The organism is Chryseobacterium sp. JV274 (assembly GCF_903969135.1).
In the GTDB taxonomy this organism is placed as follows: Bacteria; Bacteroidota; Bacteroidia; order Flavobacteriales; family Weeksellaceae; genus Chryseobacterium.
Genome location: NZ_LR824569.1, coordinates 3,193,826 through 3,215,167, shown reverse-complemented (window position 1 = coordinate 3,215,167; position 21,342 = coordinate 3,193,826). Strand labels below are relative to the sequence as shown.

Below are 21,342 nucleotides of genomic sequence, written 5' to 3'. Positions count from 1 at the left end.
GATATAAAGTCGTAAAAAGTTAAAATTATTTAATTAAGAAATTGAACTTATCCATATTCTTAAGGGCAATACCTGTTCCGCGAACTACAGCTCTCAACGGATCTTCCGCAACAAATACAGGAAGACCTGTCTTTTTGTGGATTCTGTCCGCAAGACCTCTTAATAACGCTCCTCCGCCAGCAAGATAAATACCTGTTTTATAAATATCAGCTGCCAGTTCCGGTGGTGTAAGAGAAAGAGTTTCCATTACCGCATCTTCGATTCTGATAATCGATTTGTCTAATGCACGTGCAATCTCTTTATATCCAACCATAATTTCTTTAGGTTTACCTGTAATAAGGTCTCTTCCTTGTACCGGGATATCCTCGATGTCTACATCAAGATCTTCTACTGCAGAACCTACTTCAATTTTAATTCTTTCAGCGGTTCTTTCTCCGATATAAAGGTTATGGTGAGTTCTCAGATAATAAGCAATATCATTGGTAAATACATCTCCTGCAATTTTCACAGATTTATCACATACAATACCTCCTAGAGCTACTACAGCAATTTCTGTTGTACCTCCACCTATATCGATGATCATGTTTCCTTCAGGTTTCTGCACGTCTATTCCCACCCCAATTGCAGCTGCCATTGGTTCATAGATCAGCCTTACTTCTTTTGCGTTTACTTTCTGAGCAGAATCTCTTACTGCTCTTTTTTCAACTTCAGTGATACCAGAAGGGATACAGATTACAATTCGTAATGCAGGTTGTATGAATTTACCTTTGATTCCAGGAATTTTTTTGATAAATTCCTTGATCATGTGTTCAGAAGCGTGAAAATCAGCGATAACTCCATCCTTCAAAGGACGGATTGTCTTGATGTCCTCGTGAGTTTTACCTTGCATATGCTTAGCCTGTTCCCCTACAGCAATGGGTTTACCCGTAGAACGTTCAATTGCAACAATTGACGGTTGATCTATAACAATTTTATTATTATGGATAATTAGGGTATTAGCCGTTCCCAGGTCTATCGCAATTTCTTGCGTAAACATATCAAATAAACTCATATTTTTCTTCTGATTTTAAGTTTACAAAGATATAAATTTAAGACTACTAAAGAAATTTCCCACCAACTTAATTTGGTTAAAGTTTTATTAAAATTTACAATTCTTTATTAACTTTCAGTTTAGATGTTTACAGACTTTGAGTTAAACTAAAATTAATGGGTTAATAAAAGGGTGAAAAAGCGAAATCAACGAAGGGTAAAAAGGCAGGCTCACAACAAGCAAACGGACTTCTAAGCACCGCTGCATTACATTTAAAATCCCATATGTCTCTTAAAAAAATTAACAAATGAAAATAACCAATAATAAAACTTAAAGAAAATCACCCTAACAGAAGCAAATTCTCTTTTTGCCATTCTCCTCTTTTATCTTTACCATCTTATAGTTTTTTACGATAATTATCATATACACTATCTGAGAGTGATTAATTAAAAAAAGCGTAAATTTGCGACTGCTTATGTTACAGTATTCCAACATTCATCGAACGTCAAATTTTGCCGTGCTTTCTATAAGCTACGAGAAAGCCGACGTAGAAACGAGAGGAAAGTTTGCATTCTTTGATGAAAACATCAAAAACTTTGTTTCCAGGGTCCACCAGGAAGATCTTGGGGATGCATTTGTAGTTTCCACCTGTAACAGGACCGAAATTTATACCACGTCTCCCAATTATCTTTTAGTTGCTGAAGAGTATTGTAAAACCATTGGAGTACATCTTACGGATTTCCTTCAGTTTGCCAATATTCTCACCAAAGAAGAAGCTCTGATCCATCTTTTCAGAGTTGCTGCCGGTCTTGAAAGTCAGATTATCGGAGATTTTGAAATTATCGGGCAAATCAAAAAAGCATACAGCCGTTTCAAAAAAGAGAGGCAAAATTCTAATCCTTATCTTGAAAGAGCCATCAATGCAGCTATTCAGATTTCGAAAAGAATAAAAAATGAAACCGGTATTTCCAATGGTGCAGCTTCTGTTTCTTATGCGGCGGTTCATTATATTTTAAACAGCCAGAAAAGGATTGCAGAAAAAAACATCCTTCTATTGGGAGTAGGTGAGATTGGACAGAACACTGTTGAAAATCTGGTAAAGCATGTCTTTCAGCCGAAAATTAAAATTGCCAACAGAACTCAGGAGAAAGCTGAAAAGATTTCCCAGAAATATAATATTCCTCATGTTGATTATTCTGATTTTGACAAGGAATTAAAAAACACCGATATTCTTATTGTGGCAACAGGAGCCAAACATCCTATTGTCAACCAGTCTCATTTCCCGAACGGAAAAGAAACACTGGTCATTGATCTTTCTATCCCGCATAACGTTGAAAAGAATGTTACCGAAAATGAGAATGTAACATTGATTGACGTGGATGAGCTTTCAAAACAGATCCAGGAAACGATTCAACAGCGTGAAAGAGAAATCCCGAAAGCTGAAAAAATCATCAAGGAACTGATGAAAGACTTTATTGAATGGGAGAAAAAGAGAAAACTGGCACCGAATATCCACCATTTCAAAGCCGTTTTAAAGAACATGGAACGCAATGAAATGCATAATTTTTATAAAAAAAATAAATACATAAACATCACGGACATGGAACTTTCTGACAAAATGATCCAGAAAATTACCAACCGTTTTGCAAAATATATCATCGACAACCCTTTAAAAGCCGAAGAAATTAGTAAATTAATGCACGAAATATTAGTTGAACAACCAAACAACGAATTCAATGAAAAGCATTAGAATCGGAACGAGAAATTCCGCACTTGCACTTTGGCAGGCTAGAGAGGTTGCAAGGCACCTTCAGAACAATAATTATTTAACGGAGATTGTTCCTATCGTTTCTTCTGGCGATAAGAATCTCAATCAACCTTTATATTCTTTAGGAATCACCGGGGTTTTCACAAGAGACCTTGATATTGCCTTATTGAATGACGAAATTGATATTGCCGTACATTCATTAAAAGACGTTCCTACCCAATTGCCTCAAAATATTGAGATGATTGCTTACCTGGAAAGAGATTTTCCTCAGGACATTCTGATCAGAAAAGAATCTGCAAGGAATAAAGAATTCCATGAGCTTAAACTGGCAACCAGCAGTTTGAGAAGAAGAGCCTTCTGGCTTAGAAATTATCCGACTACTGATTTTTCGGATATCCGCGGAAATATTCAAACCAGACTTCAAAAGCTGGAAGACGGGAACTTTGATGCGACTATTCTATCTTTAGCCGGAATCAAAAGAATGAAAATGGAAATTGATTACGAAATGCTTCCATTAATGATTCCTGCTCCATCACAAGGTGTAATTTCCGTTGCAGGACATACCGAAAAGCATGAGATCAATGAGATTGTACGTCAGATCAACCACAACCCTACCCAAATCTGCGTAGAGATTGAAAGAAACTTCTTAAGCACTTTGGAGGGTGGCTGTACTGCCCCTATCGGAGCTTTTGCTGAAATCATCGGGGATCAGATCCGATTCAAGGCTGCTCTTTGCTCTTTGGATGGGAAAAACTGCATTGCTGTGGATGAAAACTTTATATATACTCCAACAGAAAATTTTGGAGAAAAGTTTGCAAAAGTTGTTCTTGAAAACGGAGGAAAAGAATTAATGGCAGAAATCAAAAGCCAGATCTGATATTTCAGATTATAAATCCTTTTAGCTCATCTTTTTCATCTTCTTAATTTTACAGACATGAAAATCTTATTTACCAAAAATATAGACCAGACGATTATATCCAAAGAATTAGGAGAGGATATTTTGGCTGACTGTGTTGAGGTAATTAAGACCAAACCGATTATGATCAGTCCTTTTGATCTGAAAAATTACTCATTGATTTTTACAAGTGTTAATGGAGTCATTTCATTTTTTAAAAACAGATTTAAGCCTAATGAGGATTTTACAGCCAAAAACTACAACAAGATCTATTGTGTTGGCGAAAAAACGAAGAGGGAATTAAGGAAACACGGCTTCGGAACATTTAAGGTTTTGAAAAATGCCGATACTCTTTCCAAATTTATTATCGGAAAATGCCAGCATGAGCAGTTTCTTCATTTCTGTGGCAATCTTGCCATAAATGTACTGGACAAAGAACTTCCTTTACAAAACATTAAGTACAAAAAAGTTACGATATACAATACTGAGGAAACTCATCCTTTAATAAATGAAAAATATCATGCTGCAGTATTTTTTAGTCCGAGCGGAGTTCGTAGTTTTGCAAGGCGAAATTCTCTGGAAGGCATGAAGCTTTTTTCGATTGGTGAAACCACTTCCGGTGAGTTGAAAAATTATACACAGGAAGAAATTTTTACTTCTGAAGAAAATACCCTGACTTCCATCTTTGAACTGATAAGAAGAGAAATCAGAAGTAGAATTTAGAATATTTGTTACCGAAATATTGCCGGTAATATTAGTTTAAAATAGATTATGATAAAAAACGACCTATATTTAAAAGCACTTCGCGGAGAAACCGTTGAAAGACCTCCTGTCTGGATGATGAGGCAGGCTGGAAGATATCTGCCGGAATTCATTGCTTTGAGAGATCAGTATGATTTCTTTACAAGATGTCAGACCCCTGAACTTGCGGCTGAGATTACATTACAGCCTATCCGTAGATTTCCTTTGGATGCAGCGATTCTGTTTTCTGATATCCTGGTAGTGCCACAGGCAATGGGAATTGATTTCAAAATGAAAGAATCTGTTGGTCCTTGGCTGGATACTCCAATCAGAACAATGGAACAGGTTCAGAATATTGAAACTCCGGACGTGAATGATACTTTAGGATACGTTTTTGATGCTATTGAACTTACTTTACAGAAACTGGACAATGAGATCCCATTGATCGGTTTTGCAGGTTCTCCATGGACAATCCTTTGTTATTGTGTAGAAGGAAAAGGAAGTAAAGCATTTGATATTGCAAAATCTTTCTGCTTCCAACAGCCTGAAGCTGCCCATTTATTACTGCAAAAAATTACAGATACAACGATTGCTTATTTAAAGAGAAAAGTAGAAAAAGGAGTTTCTGCGGTACAGGTTTTTGATTCATGGGGAGGAATGCTTTCTCCTACAGATTATCAGGAATTCTCCTGGCAGTATATCAATCAGATTGTTGAAGCATTAAGCCCGCTTACCCATGTGGTTGTATTTGGAAAAGGATGTTGGTTCGCATTGGAAGAGATGACCATGTCTAAAGCTTCTGCTCTTGGTGTAGACTGGACTATTAAACCGGAATTTGCAAGAACACTGACAAATCACACGATGACTTTACAGGGTAACTTTGATCCTGCAAGACTTCACTCCACTCCTGAGACGATCAAGAAAATGGTGAATGAAATGATCAACCGTTTCGGAAAAGACAGATACATCGCCAACTTAGGCCATGGTATTCTACCGAATGTTCCTGTTGAAAATGCTGAAGCATTCATCAGAGCAGTCGTTGACTGGAAACCGAATTTATAAGATTATTTCTTTTAAAAATACACAAAACCTTATAGGATATTCTATAAGGTTTTTTTTGTATGATTAAGTTTATTATTTGATTCTAAGGCTATTTTTTGACAATCTTCTTCTTCAGAACTTCGTTATTATTATTTGTAATCATGATAATATAAGTACCTTTAGGCAGATCTGATAGATCATAGGTGTCGGATTCTTTATCAAATGTTTTTATAAGTTTCCCAGACATATCCACAACACTAACTTTTTCTACTTTATTTCGGGAATCAAGTTTAATATGAATATTATCCCCTACCGGATTTGGATATATTTCTATATTATCTGAGTGAGAAACCTCCGAAGCTGCCAAAACGGTCCCGTTTGTTATAGTTAAATTATCCACCACCACACCAAAAGAATAGTCTCCGACGTCATCATAAACAAACCTTAACTTAAAAGCCGCATTCACATAGGGTGTTAAATCGATATTTGCCGCCGAAGCATAAGACGTCAGTATATAGGATAAGGTATTAAAATCAATATCCCAAACACCTGCATCACCCGAAGAGGTAAAAACCTGGACCCAGGATGCCCCATTGAAAGCTTCCACTTTCAACGTTGAGTCAAGATCATAAATTTTATTAGCATAATTAAACGACAGCTGTGGGTTTACAACTCCGGTAAGGTTAATTACAGGAGAAATCAGTCTGGCATTCGTATTAATTCCGGTTGGCCCTGCATCATCATCATCAAAAAAAGCTGCTCCATCGGGAAAGCCTGCGAAGCCATTTTGTACCCCTACATTCCAATTAAAAGCTGTATCCGGATTTTCTACTGTCCATCCGGCCGGCAAAGCATTACCGTTGAAGTCTTCAGAATAGACTTGAGCATTACATATTCCACAAATGGATAAAAATAGAATAAATAATTTTTTCATAATAAAATATTTGATGTTTATATAAAATTAACGAATTATATTTTACAAAATTCAATTATATATAAAATCAATACATTACATAAATTTTAAAAAGAATCAGAATATTTATCTATTATTTATACCTTTATATTTAACCTTTAAATCATATCATATGAAAAAACTAAACAAAGAAAAATTGAAAAGCATTATGGCAGGAGGAGAAATCTGCCTTGAATGCGCCATTGGATATTATCAGGTCATTATTGATGGCAGGTGCTACTGTGTTCCGATGGACTAATAAAAAAAGCAGCTCAACAGCTGCTTTTTAATTTATATGATAAGAATTAATTAGCTCAACATTCGTTGTGCTTTCTTCACTCCTTCTACCAGAATATCAATTTCCTCGAAAGTATTATAAACCGCAAAACTGGCTCTTACCGTTCCTGCAATATTAAAGAAATTCATGATTGGCTGTGTACAATGATGTCCTGTTCTTACAGCAATTCCCATTTTATCAAGGATCATTCCTACATCAGAGGCTATCCCCACCCCTTCAAGATTAAAGGAAACAACACCGGTTCTCTTTGCTTTTTCTCCATAGATTTTAATTCCTTCTATTTCCAAAAGCTGTTTCTGGGCATATTCCAATAAAGCATTTTCATGATTCTGAATATTGGCATGACCTATTCTGTTCATAAAATCAACAGCAGCTCCTAAAGCGATATTTCCACCTACATTAGGTGTTCCCGCTTCATATTTAAATGGAAGACCCGCATAAGTAGTTCCTTCAAAAGAACATGTTGCAATCATCTCTCCTCCTCCATGGAATGGCGGCAAAGCTTCTAATATTTCACGTTTCCCATACAAAATACCCGTTCCCATGGGAGCATACATTTTATGACCTGAAAACACAAAGAAATCACAATCCAGCTTCTGTACGTCAATATTGAAATGCGGAGCAGACTGGGCACCGTCAATCACAACATAAGCGTCTGTATTCTTTCTTGTCTTTGCAATAATTTCTTCAATAGGGTTCACAATTCCCAATGCATTGGAAACCTGGTTTACAGAAACAACCTTTGTTTTTTCACTTAAAAACTGGTCAAAGTGATCCATCTGAAGAATTCCGTTTTCATCAATTGGAATTACACGAAGTTTTGCTCCGGTTCTTTCACAAAGCATCTGCCATGGAACAATATTAGAATGATGCTCCAGATAAGAAATAATAATTTCATCATCTTTCTGCAGTTTCTGTGTCAAAATATAAGCGATGAGGTTCAACCCTTCTGTTGTTCCTTTTGTAAAAATCACTTCAAAATCATGTTCAGCATTGATGAATTTCTGAATCTTTCTTCTTGAAAGTTCCATTTCTTCCGTTGCCAGCTGGCTTAGGGTATGAATTCCTCTGTGAACATTGGCATTAAGTTCTGTATAATATGCGTGACAGACTTCCAAAACCGAATTTGGCTTTTGAGATGTAGCTGCATTATCCAGGTAAACCAATGGTTTACCATTCACTTCTCTGTCCAATATAGAAAACTGGCTTCTTATTTCCTGAATGTCAAACATTTATTTATTTTTTAAATTAAGACGTCCTTATTTAGAACACTTCAAATTTACGGCTTTTTTTCCGAAAGGAAGCATGAGGCCGAGAGCTGATAGTTGTCAGTTGATAGAAATATTCGATAGTATACAGTGAAGAAAGCTGATAAAACGATGAACTAAGGTCATTTGTAATCCTCTTATTTCTTTTGACACTGCACACAAAAAAACCCGTCAAAAAAATGACGGGTCTATATTGTTTAAATAAGCAATTCTTATTCTGCTGCAGTTTCTTCTGCTTGAGCTGCCCCTTCTTCAGTTGCAACTTCTTCTTCATCTTCATCATCCATTGCTGCTGCACCTCCTTTCATTGCATTTCTAGACATCTTAACAGCAACTACTACTGCATTGTCTGGGTGCATGAAAGAATATCCTTCTGTTTTGATACCACCGATGTAAAGTTTGTTACCAATTCTTAATGGGGTAACATCTACAACGATTTCGTCAGGTAGGTTAGCAGGGATAGCTTTTACTTTTAGTTTTCTGAAAGACTGACGTAAAACACCACCAGCTACAACACCTTTTGAACGTCCAGTAATTCTTACAGGAACCTCCATAACTACTGGCTTATCGTCAGATAGTTGGTAGAAGTCTACGTGAAGAATTTTGTCAGTAATTGGGTGAAACTGAATGTCCTGAAGAACAGCTGGAATTGTTTTTCCGTCAACCTCAATAGATACCGTGTGTGCTTCAGGAGTGTATACTAATCCTTTAAAAGCTTTCTCTTCAGCAGAGAAGTTTAAAGGAGCTTCACCTCCATAAACAACACAAGGAACTAATTCAGCATCACGTAAAGCTTTTGTAGACTTTTTGCCCACGTTTTCTCTTTTTGTACCTTGAATTGTAATAGATTTCATTTATAATAAATTTAAAAAATTATTCTTATTTAATTTGCAATCTGTTTAAAATCAATTAAATAACAAACTTGCTGCTAATTGATTTATGCTCATGAACCATGGTCATAACATCTGCAAATAATGGGGCGCAAGATAGCACTTTTATTTTAGATGACAAATTATTTTTAACAGGAATTGAGTCAGTTACAATAACTTCCAATAATTTTGAGCTCTCAATATTATCATAAGCCTTTCCTGAAAGCACTCCGTGAGTTGCCATAGCTCTTACTGTTTTTGCTCCCTTTTCAATTAAGATATCTGCTGCTTTACAAAGTGTCCCTGCAGTATCAATCATATCATCAATAAGGATTACGTTTTTACCTGTAACATCACCAATAAGGAACATTTCTTCTACAACATTCGCTTTTTTTCTTTCCTTATAAGCAATTACTACTTCAGCACCTAAGTGACCTGCATAGTTTTTAGCTCTTTTCGCACCTCCCATATCCGGAGAAGCAATAGTAAGATTATCAAGATTCAAAGATCTGATATAATCTACAAAAATACTTGAAGCATATAAATGATCTACCGGAATTTCGAAGAATCCCTGAATCTGATCTGCGTGAAGATCCATTGTCATTACTCTTGTTGCTCCTGCTGCTGTAAGAAGGTTTGCAACTAACTTCGCACCGATCGGCGCTCTTGGTTTGTCTTTTCTGTCCTGTCTGGCAAGTCCGAAGTAAGGAATTACAACGGTAATGCTCTTTGCAGAAGCTCTTTTCGCTGCATCAATCATTAGAAGAAGTTCCAAAAGATTGTCTGCAGGAGGGAATGTAGATCCAATCAGGAAAACTCTTCCTCCTCTTACAGATTCGTCCAAAACAGGCTCAAATTCCCCGTCGCTGAACTCCTGAAAGTTGATTTTCCCTAATTCTTTCCCATAATTCTGGGCAATTTTCTCTGCCAAGTCCCTGCTGGTTCTTGTACAAAATAGATAACTTAACTGATCGGCCATTTTTACTTTTTAAAAGATTTTGCAAATTTAAAAAAAAACCACAAGATTTACTCCTGTGGTTTCTAAGTTTTTATTTTATCAATTATTAAGGGAATTTAACTCCTGAATATTTGTTCGGATCTACCTGTGGAAGTGTAGATTTGTATTTCGCATTGATAGACTTAATAAATTCATTAGCAACAATACCATATCCACGACCTGTAAGGTGAACTCCATCTAGAGAGAAAGCTCCTCCTCTAACAAATGTTGCAGTATACTTTACTCCGTCAAATACAATTCCTGACTGTGAATTCAGTTCAAGCATCTTCGTATTAGCATCTACAAATGCAAGCCCATAAGAATCAGCAAGCCCTTTTATAGAAGCATTATATGCCGTTGTGGCTGTTTTCACATAACCAGCTTCTGTTTTTGTTAATACATGTTGGTTTTGTAACGGATAAGAAATTCCATATATATTTACCGGAGACGGAACCATTGGCGCCGTACTTCCGATTACAGAACTTGTAGTAAGCAAAATATAATCATCTGCTGTCGCCTGTCTTGCCTGGCCAAAGATTTGTCCAAAAGCAGTAGCTGTAGGCAATCCTAAAGAAGGAGTAAGTGCCGCTGTAAGCTGAGCAGATAAATCCGTCAAAGCAACATCCTTAATTAAAACAGGATTTGGGCCTGTTGCAGAAAGTAAATTAATTCTATCTCCAGCACCAAAAGCAGTAAGTGCTTGCTTCAAAGGACCGTATAAACTCGTATTAAGAGTTGTAAGATTTGAACCTAAAAGTGCAGGTGTCAAAGGGTTATAAGGCACCGTAGTAAAGAAAGGAACTGAAGTAACAGAAGGAATATTAGCAATAACTCCTTTTGTTGTTCCTACACTTTTAAGACCATCTAAAACCGCCTTAATAGATCCGGCAAGAAGCGCAGGATCAGAGATATCATTTGATTTATAAGTTGTAGGATTTGTATTTCCTGTCTGAACCGTAGCAATTGAATACGTTGTAACTCCTCCTACAGTCTGAGAGTTTGTTCCTCCATTGGTAGCATATGACAATACATCATTATTTCCTATCCAAAGTGAGAAGAAAGTAGCTTTCTGAGCCATAGCATCAGCCAGCACACTTGTTGTAGCAGAAGAAGCAAATCTTACAAAATAAGGATTAGCTGTTCCTGTTGCAAGACCAGCTTGGCTACCATATCCAGGAGCTACTAAGTGGAATGATTTCGCACCCGGCACACCCATATTATTATAAGTACCTCCTCCGGACAACATATCCAATGCTGCTGCTGCCCCACTTGGCACAGGAGCTAAAGATCCATTAACAACCTGAAGAGTCAATTTTCCAGGAAAACCAGGAAGATTATTGAATCCTCCTATATCATTAGGCATCAAAGGTTGTTTAAAGTCTCCGCCGCCTGCAAGTTTCATCTGTGCGGCAATGATGCTTGGATAAGATTCATTTTGGCCACTGCTGTACAATGCACCATCACGATATCCTGATGTAAGGGAGTTTCCTAACGATATATATTTTGAAAAGTCTGCGTCTCCTTTTGTTACCGGGATATCTTTCACATCCGTATCGAAATCCGTATTACAGCTTGTTACTGTAAAAAGAAGTGCAGAAACTGCAATTGTCGATATTATAATTTTTTTCATAGTCTTCTAAAATTAAAATGGATTATAAGAGAAACCTAGACCAAAGTAGAAAGCTGTTGCTTTTGACTGTCCGTTAAGCCCTATATTAACATTGTTTACCTTTCTGTACTGAGGCATTGCATATCCTCCTGCAACATCAATTCCGAATTGTTTCAGCTTAAAGCCTACTCCACCTGTAACTACATACGTATCATATGAAGGTGTTTCCGGGATAAAGTTGTCAGTTGTATAAGGAGCTTCATCATAATACGCCCCCAAACGTCCATAGATCATATTAGTGAACGCATATTGAGTTCCCAATCTGAATGTTTTGGAATTTCTGAAGTTCTTAGGATTGGTAAGAATAGTAGGATCCGATGGATTGTTCCCAATAGGAGCATTCTCGAAATCTAAAGTAAGTTTGCTGTATCTTTCCCATCCATGATAGTTAAAGTCTGCAGAAACCTGCCATTTTGGTGTCACTTTATAGGTTAAACCAATTGTATATTCTTCAACCAATGGAAGAACCGCCGAGAAACCATCTTGTCCTGCTGCATTCAGCTTCAGCTGCGTATAAACAGATTGTGATGGAAACTGGAATGTAGCCGTTCCGCTCTTCGCTTTCATATCTATTGCTGAACGGTAGGCAATACTTATGTCCAGTTTCGGATCAGGTCTGAAATAGAAACCAAATCCGTATCCATGTCCGGTTGCATTTTCATCATTAATATTTACCTTCCCGTCGAATTGCGTTACCGCTTTATCCCAATCTACCTTTCCTCTTGCGTAAATGTAGCTGGCACCAAAAGATACCCAAGGAGCCAGTTTTACAGAGACCATTGGCTGGAAGTAGAAACTTTTCAGTTCCATTTTCTGAACCAATTCTTTACCTTCCCAGTTTTCAGGCCATTTTATTGTACTTCCAAAAGGTGTTGTAACACTAAGACCTACGGTAAGTTTCTCTATTGGTCTATAAGTAATCGCCGCGTAGAAAGGAGTCCCTATAGGGTTATCTGTTTCTGCACTTTGTAAAGTATTGAAGTTTTGAAAAGTAACTTTATTACTTGCACCAAACCCTCCTGCCACTACACTCAGTTTGGAAGGGATAAATGACATACCCGCAGGGTTAAAGAATGTCACACTCGCGTCTTCGGCATGAGCACTAGTATGCGCCATTGCCAATTGTTTTACCCCTTGCAGGGAAACTCTGAAGCCTCCTGCGTAAGATAGAACTCCCGCCAATAAAGCAGTTGATACTAATATTTTTTTCATAGACTATTATTATATAAGCCAAATATAAAATTATTTTGAATACGTCTGTTAATATTTGCTAATATTTTAAACAATATCCTAAAAGAAAACTATGTTTAAAATAACACCTTCAAATAAACAAAAGCCAAATTTTTCATTATTAAGCATTTAAAAATATTTTAAAACAATCTCTATTTCATCGTTTAATATTAAACGATTGTTTAATTTTTAAGATATCTTACCTCAAAAGTTCGGAACAGGGAATCAAATGATAATAAATGTTAAAGTTAAAAAAACTCTGATCCAACTATTTCCGTTATAACAGGCTTATTTCGGGCTCCAGCTATCGTTCTCACTTAAAATACATCAATGTTTTGTTCCGAATTCAGGTTATTTAAGTATTTTAGAATTGCATAAAGATAAAAATACATAAATTTGCAGATTATAAATAATAGTAATATGAGTTGTGGATGTAAAACATCCGGCGATTCTGCACATTCTTGCGGCCCTAAGAAAACCGCAAATGGCTGTGAAAGTGTAAATACCTGCGGGAATAGTTATAAATTAAGTGTTTTTGACTGGCTATCTGACATCAACAATCCGGCACCTAACAGGTGTGATTTTGTAGAAGTTAGATTTAAAAATGACAGGAAATCGTTTTATAAAAATGTAAATAATATTCCTTTACATATTGGTAGCGTAATTACAGTAGAATCAAGTCCGGGACACGATGTAGGCGTTGTAAGCCTTACGGGAGAATTAGTAAAGATTCAGATGAAAAAGAAAAAGTTTTCAGAAGAATTGGCACTCAAAATATACAGACAGGCCAACCAAAAAGATCTTGAGGTATGGCAGGAAGCAAGAAAAAAAGAAGACGGTGTAAAGCTTGAAGCAAGAAAAATTGCTCAGAGAATAGGCCTCGAAATGAAAGTTACCGATGTGGAATACCAGGGTGACTCTTCAAAAATAACCTTTTATTACACTGCTGAAAACCGAGTGGATTTCAGACAGTTAATTAAAGATTATGCCGGTGCATTCCGTACTAAGATCGATATGAAACAGATCGGTTTCAGACAGGAAGCGGCAAAAGTAGGTGGAATTGGATCTTGCGGACGTGAACTTTGCTGCTCTACATGGCTTACAGATTTCAGATCGGTAAATACCAATGTAGCAAGATATCAGCAATTGAGCATTAATCCTCAAAAGCTGGCTGGACAATGTGGTAAGCTTAAATGCTGCCTTAATTATGAGCTTGACAGCTATTTGGATGCATTAAGCAACTTCCCTTCTTCTTCAACCACTTTAGAAACAGAGAAAGGAAAAGCATTTTGTATCAAAATTGATGTTTTCAAAAAGAAAATGTGGTTTGCTTACGTAGACAGCTCCATTGCATGGTATGATTTCGATATTGATCTTGTTAAAAAACTGATTTCAAAAAATAAAAGAGGAGAAAAAATTCTTCCTCTGGAAGACTTGAAACAACCGGAAGCTTCTACTCAAAATATTGATTTGATCCAAGAAAACAGTGTGGATCGTTTTGAAAAGAAAAACAGAGGAAACAGGAACAGAAACAACCAGAACAAGCACAGCAATAACCAACAGGGGCAACAAGGACAGCCACAAGGTCAAAAAAGAAACAGACCGGAGAGACAAGACAGACCTGAAAGATCTGAAAAACCCGAAAACCCTAATGCTCAATCTGGAAATCAGCCCAGACCTCAAAAACAACATCCACAGCAAAAAGCGCCCGTGGAAAAAGTAGAGGGTAATTCTGATGCTGAAAACAAGCCACAAAACAGCCCGAACAAGAAGAAATTTAAAAAGAAATATCCTCCAAAAAAAGATAATAATGCATAAAATTTTAGGATTATTTTCCCTTATCCTTTTCTTTAGCTGTAACTCTTCATCAGGAGGAGATGTCATCATGAATTCCGTTGATAACAAATGGAATAAGAAAAATGAGCAAAAATTTAATCTTGAAATTTCAGATCCGCAGAATCCTAAAAATATTATATTTGTCGTAAGAAACAACAATAGTTATCCTTACAGCAATATAAGATTCATTGTGAATTTCACCAATCTCCAGAACAAAAAAAAGGAAACTGACACCTTGAATTATGTGCTGGCAAAACCTAATGGAGAATGGCTTGGTACAGGCTTTGGTGATACAAAGGAAACTTTGTTTCAGTATAAACTGAATTATCAGTTTCCGGGAAAGGGAAAATATGAAATCGGTCTGACCCAGGCGATGAGAAATGACAACCTTTCAGGAATTGAGGATATTGGGGTAAAAATAGAAACGGCTAAACCGTAACCATAAATGGAAGAAAACAAAAAAAATGCAGGAAATAAGGGGAAAACATTTCCTCTGCCTCCTAAAAAAAAGAAAGATACCTCCTGGAAAAAATGGGTCTCATTTATTTGGATTGGACTCGTTGCGGTAGTTTTGGGAATTTCAGGACTTTTCTTTGCAGTTTCTCAAGGATTTCTTGGGGAAATGCCTGATGTAAAAGAACTTGAAAATCCTGATATCTTTGTCGCTTCAGAAATCATTTCTTCAGACGGAGTTATGCTGGGTAAATTCGAAAAGGAAAAAACACAGCCTATCGTTTATAAGGATCTTCCTCCTTACCTTATTTATGCCCTTCAGGCTAAAGAAGATGAGCGTTTCAAAGAACATTCAGGAATCGACTTATATTCTATCGCAAGAGCCGTGGCATATGGTGGTGGCCGTGGTGGTGGTTCTACGATCACTCAACAGCTGGCAAAACTTCTTTTCACAGGAAATGCTTCTCAAAATAAAGTTGAAAGAGCATTCCAGAAATTAAAAGAATGGGTAGTAGCGGTAAGCCTTGAGAAAAGATATACCAAAGAAGAGATTGTTACTCTTTATTTCAATAAATTTGATTTCCTTTTCAACGCTAACGGTATTGAAATGGCTTCCAGAGTTTATTTTAACAAAAAGACTTCGGAACTTACACTACCTGAAGCTGCAACATTTGTAGCAATGCTTGAAAATCCAAGAAAAAATAATCCTTACAGATACCCTGAAAAGGCAAAAGAAAGAAGGAATGTTGTATTGGATCAAATGCAGAAAACCGGATATATTGATGCTGCCACCTATGAAAAAGCAGCCAATACTCCTATTGAAGTAGACTTTCACCCTATTAAAAGCATCACTGACGGATATTCGGCTTATTACAAATTCTATCTGAGAAAAGAGATTGATAAATATCTTGAAACTCATGAAAAAGAAACCGGCAAAAAACTTAACCTTTACAAAGACGGTTTAAAAATATATGTTACGCTTGATTCTAAGATGCAGAAGTATGCAGAAGAAGCAATCAAAGAACACTTAACGGATCTTCAGAAAAGATTTGATGCAGAACAAAGAGGTAGAAAAAACAGACCTTTCTACTATCTTAATGACAAACAGATCAAAGATGTGATGCTTCAGGCTATGAAAAGAACCGGGCGATATAAGCTGTTAAAAGCTGACGGAATGCCGGAAGACTCCATTATGATGGAATTCAAGAAACCAATCAAAACTTCAAGATTCACATGGAGCGGAGAAGAAGAAGTTGAAATGTCTCCTTGGGATTCTATCAGATACCACAAACAAATTGCACAGGCAGGTCTGATGTCTATGGTTCCTGGAACCGGAGAGATCAAAGCATGGGTAGGAGGTATCGACTGGCAGCACTTCCAATATGACCACATCAAGCAGGGTAAGAGACAGGTAGGATCTACCTTCAAACCTTTCGTGTATGCAACCGCTATCATGAAACTGGGAATGACTCCTTGTTCAGCTGTTTCTAACGGAACGTATGATCATAACGGATGGCATGTGCCGGGAAGAGGAGGAATGCTTACTTTAAAAGATGCATTAGCGCACTCTCAAAACCCTGTTGCTGCAAGATTAATTGAAATGACAGGAGTAGATGCTGTTATCCAGACCGCAAGAGATCTGGGCGTAACAGAAGATATTCCAAGAAACAATACAATCGCTTTAGGTTCATCAGACATTACTATTTATGAAATGCTAGGTGCTTACAGTACTTTCGCCAACTATGGTAATCACAATAAACCGGAAATGATCTGGAGAATTGAAGATGCCAACGGTAGAGTAATCAAGGAAGTAAATGTAGAACCAAAAGAGGTCATGAACCCAATGTATGCTTACACCATGATTGAACTGATGAAAGGTGTTGCACAGTACGGAACCGCTTCCGGAGAGCTGGGAAGAAGAGGAATTTCAAAAGCAGTAGAAATTGCCGCTAAAACAGGAACAACTCAGAACAACTCTGACGGATGGTTTATGGGAATCACGCCAAAATTAGCAACCGGAGCATGGGTTGGATGGGAAGACAGAGCAACTCACTTCTTTGGAACCGGTGAAGGTCAGGGTGCAAAAATGGCATTGCCGATCTGGGCAATTTTCATGAAGAAAGTATGGGCAGATAAAAGCTTAGGAGTTACTCCTGATGATAAGTTTGTTAAACCTTCCGATTGGAAAGACGGCTGTTCAAACCTTAAAGGATTAAGCGGAGGCTATGGAGACGATGGAAGCCTTCAGACGATCGATGAGATCAAAAATCCAAGGCCGGCAGACCCTACGCCTAAAAAACCAACAGAAAAGAAAGAGGACAACATCAATGAAAATCTTCATTCCAATGATGAAGTAGATTTCAATAAATAAATTCTCTTTTAGAAATACATAAGACCTTTCAATAATTTGGAAGGTCTTTTCTTTTATAATTAATACCTTTGAAGGATGAATATCGAACGTATCAGACAACCTTTTATCGAGACTTTTCCAGGTGACTTTTCAAACAATCCTATGCAGAGAAATACCCCAAAGGTTTTATTTGCTACCATCAAACCTGCTGGTTTTGGTCAACCCGAATTAATTGCTTTTAATGAAGTTCTGTCCAAAGAAATAGGATTAGGAAAATTTGAAGATAAAGATCTGGACTTTCTGGTTGGAAATAACCTTCCGGAAAATGTTAAAACCTATGCTACAGTTTATGCAGGACATCAGTTTGGAAACTGGGCAGGACAACTCGGAGACGGAAGAGCGATACTTGCGGGTGAAATCACAAATGAAGCTGGAAAAAAAACAGAGATCCAATGGAAAGGTGCCGGAGCAACCCCCTATTCCAGACATGCTGATGGAAGGGCCGTATTGAGATCTTCTGTACGCGAATATCTGATGAGTGAGGCTATGCATCATTTAGGAGTTCCAACTACAAGAGCACTCAGCCTGGCTTTTACGGGCGAAGATGTAATGCGCGATATTATGTACAGTGGAAATCCTCAGCTTGAAAAAGGCGCAGTGGTCATCAGAACTGCTGAAAGCTTCTTACGCTTCGGACATTTTGAACTGATGTCTGCTCAAAGAGAATACAACAGTCTGCAGGAACTTACCGATTTCACCATTGAAAATTATTATCCGGAAATCACATCATCAGACAGCCAGAAATACAGAGATTTCTTTCAAAATATCTGTACCCGGACCGCAGATTTAATGGTTGAATGGTTCAGAGTGGGATTTGTACATGGAGTGATGAATACAGATAATATGTCTGCTCTGGGATTAACCATCGATTATGGACCTTACTCCATGATGGATGAATATGATTTGAATTTCACCCCCAATACCACAGACCTTCCGGGAAGAAGATATGCATTCGGAAAACAGGGACAGATTGCCCAATGGAATCTTTGGCAGCTTGCGAATGCACTCCATCCTTTAATTAAAGATGAAAAGTTTTTAGAAGACACCTTAAATAATTTTGGAACGTATTTCTGGGAGGCTCATGATCAGATGCTTTGTAAAAAATTCGGACTGGATCAGCTACAAAAAGAAGATGAGAATTTTTTCACCAATTGGCAGGGATTAATGCAGGAACTTCAGCTAGACTACACCCTGTTTTTCAGTCAACTGGAAAAAATAACTCTGGATACCGATATCAAAGGACATTTTAAAGAGGTTTCTTATATCTCTTTAAATGAAGAAATGCTGGAAAAACTTAGCAATTTCATTAAAAGTTATGAAGCAAGATTAGGTTTAAATTCTATATCAAAAGAGGCTTCATTAGCGATGATGAAAAAAACAAACCCAAAATTCATCCTGAGAAATTATCTTCTTTACGAATGCATTGAAGAGATCAATAACGGCAAAAAAGAAATGCTGGAAAAACTCACCAAAGCTTTAGAATTTCCTTATCAGGAATTATACCCTGAGTTCTCCGTCAAAAGACCTTCCGGCTATGACGACACTGCAGGATGTTCAACACTTTCATGCAGCTCATAAAATTTCAACAACAAAAGACATATCTAATTACCATATTATCATCATATTAAATATTTTCACTATATTTAGAAAAATCTTTAATATGAAAAAAATTGTACTTTCTTTAGCATTGGCATCATGCTTTTACGGCAATGCCCAGACCCTACTTTCGGAAAATTTCGAAGGAGCGACATTTCCTCCAACAGGATGGACTAAAACTAACACAAACGCATCAAGAGCATGGGATTTAACAAGTTCTGTTTTTTCCGGAACTTCAGCATCTTCTATTGAACTCAAAACGAGATTTACTATTGCCGGAAATAATTCTGCTACTATTGACTGGATTGCTGGCTCTAACACAGCATACCTTACAAGCCCTTCATTCAGTTTAGCTGGAGCGACAAGTCCAACCCTAAGCTTCAAAGTAAAAGTTGGCTGGGGCTATATGATAAGCCTGAACAAAGGAAATCTTCTGGCACAGATATCAATAGATGGGGGAACTAACTGGGTTACTCTTTGGAATGAAGATAGCGAACCCGGCTTTACTGATGACGGTGATGGTAATATAGATACTGATTTTTATAACACGGTTACTGTACAAAAAAACCTTAGTACATACATAGGACAGGCGAATGTAAAAATAAGATTCCAGTATATGGCAACTGATGCTGATGCTGTTTCAGTAGATGATGTACAGGTTGTTGCTAATGGAACTCTTGGTACATCTGAAACTTCAAAAACAAAAAACAGCGGTATTTCCATTTATCCAAATCCAACAAGAGGAGAAATCAACATCAAAGCAGATAAAAAAATCAAATCTGCAACTGTAATTGATGCGAGCGGAAAATCTCTACTTAATAATACTTCTGAAAGATTAGATATTTCTTCGCTTCCGAAAGGAATCTATTTATTAAAAGTAGATTTTTCTGATGGAACATCGAAAACAGAAAAAGTAATAAAACAATAACAACGTTTATACAATCTTTACATAACCACCAGCTTTGGTGGTTTTTTTATTTTACTTTTGCAAAAAATCTGACACGTGTCTCTTATCAAAACAAAAACAATCAATTTCTTTAAACTTATTTTTCCTTCCACTTACACCGAGCTGGCTGTCTTTCTTTTTTTTATGATCTGCTATGGAATTTTAGGCTCATACATCGCCCTTCATTACAGAATTATTTTTGACAGCAGAATTCCATGGGATGCTTATTTCAGTTTTGATAACAAATCTATCCTTATGACAGGAGGAAGCTTTGAAAGACATCCTCTATCCTATTATTTTTTCAATTGGGTAAGAGAATTCTCATTATTCATTTCAGGCGGAAAAATGGACACCAACTTCAGGCTTACACTGGCTTGGCTCAGCAATATTATTATCAGCTTAAACATTGTTCAGGTTTTTAAATATTTAAAAAACATTATCTGTCTCCCGCTATGGTTAAGTGTATTAATCATTTTGTTTTTTGGAGTTTTTTCAACCAATATCATATTGTCCTTTACTCCGGAAAATTTCACCTACACCTTGTTTTTACTTTCATTATACAATTATTACGCAGCAATAAAACTCAGAAAAGAAGAAAAAACACCCGCAATTGCTCTTTCGCTTGCCGGAATTACCATCGGCGGGCTTACTATTACCAATTTTATAAAAGTTTTCATTCCCCTCCTTTTTGAAAAAAATCTTTTCAGAGACTGGAAAAAATTCGGAAATGCAGTGTTTAGGGTAACAATTGCAGTAATTTGTTTTGTACTACTCTATTTGAATAGAATTGATTTTAAATATCAGAATATATTTTCCAAAACCAACCAGCAGTACGAAAAATTCTCTAATGTAGAATCAATGCCCACTTGGGACATGATTCTCTCCTTCTTTTTCGGAGGCAATATTCTTTTCCCTGGATTTATTATTTCGGATAAACACAATATGAAGGGATTCGACTTTAAAGGACTTTATATGGACCTTTATTCTTCTGCTTTTCCTTACTTTTTTATAACCATATTATTGACCCTGATTATTTGGAGTTATTTTAAAAATTTCAAAAACAAATGGGTTCAGGTTATCGCCATTTCTTTTTTCGTTGACATTGTGATTCATTGTGTTATGAGATTCGGACTTCACACTTCATCCATTTATGGAGGACATTTTGTTTTCGTGTATCCACTTCTTTTGGGATGGCTTTTTTATTCCTACAGATCGTCCCGTAAAGTAATGTCAGTCTTAACATTAACTGTGATCTTACTATTTGTCTATCTACTGGCCAACAATTTATTTCGAATGGCTGAATTTTTCTGGTTTATGGAAACTTATTACCAATAAAAAAAGCT

General features: G+C 36.8%; 18 protein-coding genes. 11 read left to right on the top strand and 7 right to left on the bottom strand.

The features are described from left to right. Positions 1-25: 25 nt before the first annotated feature. On the bottom strand, positions 26-1,051 hold the full coding sequence (locus CHRYMOREF3P_RS14880) for a rod shape-determining protein (RefSeq protein ID WP_045491741.1): 1,026 nt from the start codon (positions 1,049-1,051) through the stop codon (positions 26-28). Positions 1,052-1,505: 454 nt separating this feature from the next. Between CHRYMOREF3P_RS14880 and hemA the strand changes: the two genes are divergently transcribed. The 4 genes from hemA to hemE are packed head-to-tail and all read left to right on the top strand — an operon-like array spanning position 1,506 to position 5,496. Next, positions 1,506-2,780, top strand: coding sequence for a glutamyl-tRNA reductase (gene hemA, locus CHRYMOREF3P_RS14875; RefSeq protein ID WP_047376233.1), 1,275 nt, complete (start codon positions 1,506-1,508; stop codon positions 2,778-2,780). Then, a complete protein-coding gene (hemC, locus tag CHRYMOREF3P_RS14870; RefSeq protein ID WP_077413386.1) occupies positions 2,767-3,675 on the top strand; it encodes a hydroxymethylbilane synthase in 909 nt (302 codons plus the stop codon). The genes hemA and hemC overlap by 14 nt, the downstream gene beginning before the upstream one ends. A 57-nt stretch (positions 3,676-3,732) precedes the next feature. Then, positions 3,733-4,416 carry a uroporphyrinogen-III synthase gene (locus CHRYMOREF3P_RS14865; protein ID WP_180564937.1) on the top strand — a complete coding sequence of 228 codons (684 nt, stop codon included), beginning with the start codon at positions 3,733-3,735 and terminating at the stop codon, positions 4,414-4,416. Between the two features lie 48 nt (positions 4,417-4,464). Then, positions 4,465-5,496 (top strand): uroporphyrinogen decarboxylase, encoded by a 1,032-nt coding sequence (gene hemE / locus CHRYMOREF3P_RS14860; protein ID WP_077413384.1) that lies wholly within the window; start codon positions 4,465-4,467, stop codon positions 5,494-5,496. A gap of 88 nt (positions 5,497-5,584) precedes the next feature. On the opposite strand, the gene CHRYMOREF3P_RS14855 is transcribed toward hemE, so the two are convergent. Next, entirely contained in the window at positions 5,585-6,409 is an 825-nt protein-coding gene (locus CHRYMOREF3P_RS14855; RefSeq protein ID WP_180564936.1) for a T9SS type A sorting domain-containing protein, read from the bottom strand. Positions 6,410-6,560: 151 nt separating this feature from the next. Between CHRYMOREF3P_RS14855 and CHRYMOREF3P_RS14850 the strand changes: the two genes are divergently transcribed. Then, positions 6,561-6,686: a GNAT family acetyltransferase gene (locus CHRYMOREF3P_RS14850; protein ID WP_077413382.1), complete on the top strand. Its 126-nt coding sequence runs from the start codon at positions 6,561-6,563 to the stop codon at positions 6,684-6,686. Positions 6,687-6,736: 50 nt separating this feature from the next. On the opposite strand, the gene CHRYMOREF3P_RS14845 is transcribed toward CHRYMOREF3P_RS14850, so the two are convergent. The 5 genes from CHRYMOREF3P_RS14845 to CHRYMOREF3P_RS14825 all read right to left on the bottom strand — a co-directional run bounded on the left by CHRYMOREF3P_RS14845 (position 6,737) and on the right by CHRYMOREF3P_RS14825 (position 12,740). Continuing rightward, positions 6,737-7,957 (bottom strand): aminotransferase class V-fold PLP-dependent enzyme, encoded by a 1,221-nt coding sequence (locus tag CHRYMOREF3P_RS14845; protein ID WP_180564935.1) that lies wholly within the window; start codon positions 7,955-7,957, stop codon positions 6,737-6,739. 248 nt (positions 7,958-8,205) lie between these two features. Continuing rightward, positions 8,206-8,847: a 50S ribosomal protein L25/general stress protein Ctc gene (locus CHRYMOREF3P_RS14840; protein ID WP_180564934.1), complete on the bottom strand. Its 642-nt coding sequence runs from the start codon at positions 8,845-8,847 to the stop codon at positions 8,206-8,208. 55 nt (positions 8,848-8,902) lie between these two features. Continuing rightward, positions 8,903-9,841, bottom strand: coding sequence for a ribose-phosphate pyrophosphokinase (locus tag CHRYMOREF3P_RS14835; RefSeq protein WP_077413379.1), 939 nt, complete (start codon positions 9,839-9,841; stop codon positions 8,903-8,905). Positions 9,842-9,926: 85 nt separating this feature from the next. After that, on the bottom strand, positions 9,927-11,489 hold the full coding sequence (locus CHRYMOREF3P_RS14830; protein ID WP_077413378.1) for a G-D-S-L family lipolytic protein: 1,563 nt from the start codon (positions 11,487-11,489) through the stop codon (positions 9,927-9,929). Positions 11,490-11,501: 12 nt separating this feature from the next. Continuing rightward, the gene (locus CHRYMOREF3P_RS14825) at positions 11,502-12,740 is read right to left on the bottom strand and encodes an OmpP1/FadL family transporter (protein ID WP_047380209.1); all 1,239 of its coding nucleotides are present in this window, start codon (positions 12,738-12,740) and stop codon (positions 11,502-11,504) included. Between the two features lie 438 nt (positions 12,741-13,178). Here CHRYMOREF3P_RS14825 and CHRYMOREF3P_RS14820 point away from each other — a divergent pair, with 438 nt between their 5' ends. The 6 genes from CHRYMOREF3P_RS14820 to CHRYMOREF3P_RS14795 all read left to right on the top strand — a co-directional run bounded on the left by CHRYMOREF3P_RS14820 (position 13,179) and on the right by CHRYMOREF3P_RS14795 (position 21,334). After that, the gene (locus tag CHRYMOREF3P_RS14820) at positions 13,179-14,576 is read left to right on the top strand and encodes a stage 0 sporulation family protein (protein ID WP_077413376.1); all 1,398 of its coding nucleotides are present in this window, start codon (positions 13,179-13,181) and stop codon (positions 14,574-14,576) included. Continuing rightward, positions 14,569-15,033 carry a gliding motility lipoprotein GldH gene (locus CHRYMOREF3P_RS14815; protein ID WP_077413375.1) on the top strand — a complete coding sequence of 155 codons (465 nt, stop codon included), beginning with the start codon at positions 14,569-14,571 and terminating at the stop codon, positions 15,031-15,033. Before CHRYMOREF3P_RS14820 ends, CHRYMOREF3P_RS14815 begins: the two co-directional genes overlap by 8 nt. Before the next feature lie 6 nt (positions 15,034-15,039). Beyond that, positions 15,040-17,418 (top strand): transglycosylase domain-containing protein, encoded by a 2,379-nt coding sequence (locus CHRYMOREF3P_RS14810; protein ID WP_077413374.1) that lies wholly within the window; start codon positions 15,040-15,042, stop codon positions 17,416-17,418. A 75-nt stretch (positions 17,419-17,493) separates the two neighbouring features. After that, positions 17,494-19,035 (top strand): protein adenylyltransferase SelO, encoded by a 1,542-nt coding sequence (locus tag CHRYMOREF3P_RS14805; RefSeq protein WP_180564933.1) that lies wholly within the window; start codon positions 17,494-17,496, stop codon positions 19,033-19,035. Positions 19,036-19,117: 82 nt separating this feature from the next. After that, complete coding sequence (locus CHRYMOREF3P_RS14800; RefSeq protein WP_180564932.1) at positions 19,118-19,981, top strand: T9SS type A sorting domain-containing protein; 864 nt, start codon at positions 19,118-19,120, stop codon at positions 19,979-19,981. A gap of 75 nt (positions 19,982-20,056) precedes the next feature. Continuing rightward, positions 20,057-21,334: a DUF6080 domain-containing protein gene (locus CHRYMOREF3P_RS14795; protein WP_232539034.1), complete on the top strand. Its 1,278-nt coding sequence runs from the start codon at positions 20,057-20,059 to the stop codon at positions 21,332-21,334. Positions 21,335-21,342 lie beyond the last annotated feature (8 nt).

Coding starts and splice junctions, on each gene's coding strand:
- CHRYMOREF3P_RS14880 (WP_045491741.1), bottom strand. CDS start 1,051: ATGAGTTTATTTGATATGTTTACGCAAGAAATTGCGATAGACCTGGGA.
- hemA (WP_047376233.1), top strand. CDS start 1,506: ATGTTACAGTATTCCAACATTCATCGAACGTCAAATTTTGCCGTGCTT.
- hemC (WP_077413386.1), top strand. CDS start 2,767: ATGAAAAGCATTAGAATCGGAACGAGAAATTCCGCACTTGCACTTTGG.
- CHRYMOREF3P_RS14865 (WP_180564937.1), top strand. CDS start 3,733: ATGAAAATCTTATTTACCAAAAATATAGACCAGACGATTATATCCAAA.
- hemE (WP_077413384.1), top strand. CDS start 4,465: ATGATAAAAAACGACCTATATTTAAAAGCACTTCGCGGAGAAACCGTT.
- CHRYMOREF3P_RS14855 (WP_180564936.1), bottom strand. CDS start 6,409: ATGAAAAAATTATTTATTCTATTTTTATCCATTTGTGGAATATGTAAT.
- CHRYMOREF3P_RS14850 (WP_077413382.1), top strand. CDS start 6,561: ATGAAAAAACTAAACAAAGAAAAATTGAAAAGCATTATGGCAGGAGGA.
- CHRYMOREF3P_RS14845 (WP_180564935.1), bottom strand. CDS start 7,957: ATGTTTGACATTCAGGAAATAAGAAGCCAGTTTTCTATATTGGACAGA.
- CHRYMOREF3P_RS14840 (WP_180564934.1), bottom strand. CDS start 8,847: ATGAAATCTATTACAATTCAAGGTACAAAAAGAGAAAACGTGGGCAAA.
- CHRYMOREF3P_RS14835 (WP_077413379.1), bottom strand. CDS start 9,841: ATGGCCGATCAGTTAAGTTATCTATTTTGTACAAGAACCAGCAGGGAC.
- CHRYMOREF3P_RS14830 (WP_077413378.1), bottom strand. CDS start 11,489: ATGAAAAAAATTATAATATCGACAATTGCAGTTTCTGCACTTCTTTTT.
- CHRYMOREF3P_RS14825 (WP_047380209.1), bottom strand. CDS start 12,740: ATGAAAAAAATATTAGTATCAACTGCTTTATTGGCGGGAGTTCTATCT.
- CHRYMOREF3P_RS14820 (WP_077413376.1), top strand. CDS start 13,179: ATGAGTTGTGGATGTAAAACATCCGGCGATTCTGCACATTCTTGCGGC.
- CHRYMOREF3P_RS14815 (WP_077413375.1), top strand. CDS start 14,569: ATGCATAAAATTTTAGGATTATTTTCCCTTATCCTTTTCTTTAGCTGT.
- CHRYMOREF3P_RS14810 (WP_077413374.1), top strand. CDS start 15,040: ATGGAAGAAAACAAAAAAAATGCAGGAAATAAGGGGAAAACATTTCCT.
- CHRYMOREF3P_RS14805 (WP_180564933.1), top strand. CDS start 17,494: ATGAATATCGAACGTATCAGACAACCTTTTATCGAGACTTTTCCAGGT.
- CHRYMOREF3P_RS14800 (WP_180564932.1), top strand. CDS start 19,118: ATGAAAAAAATTGTACTTTCTTTAGCATTGGCATCATGCTTTTACGGC.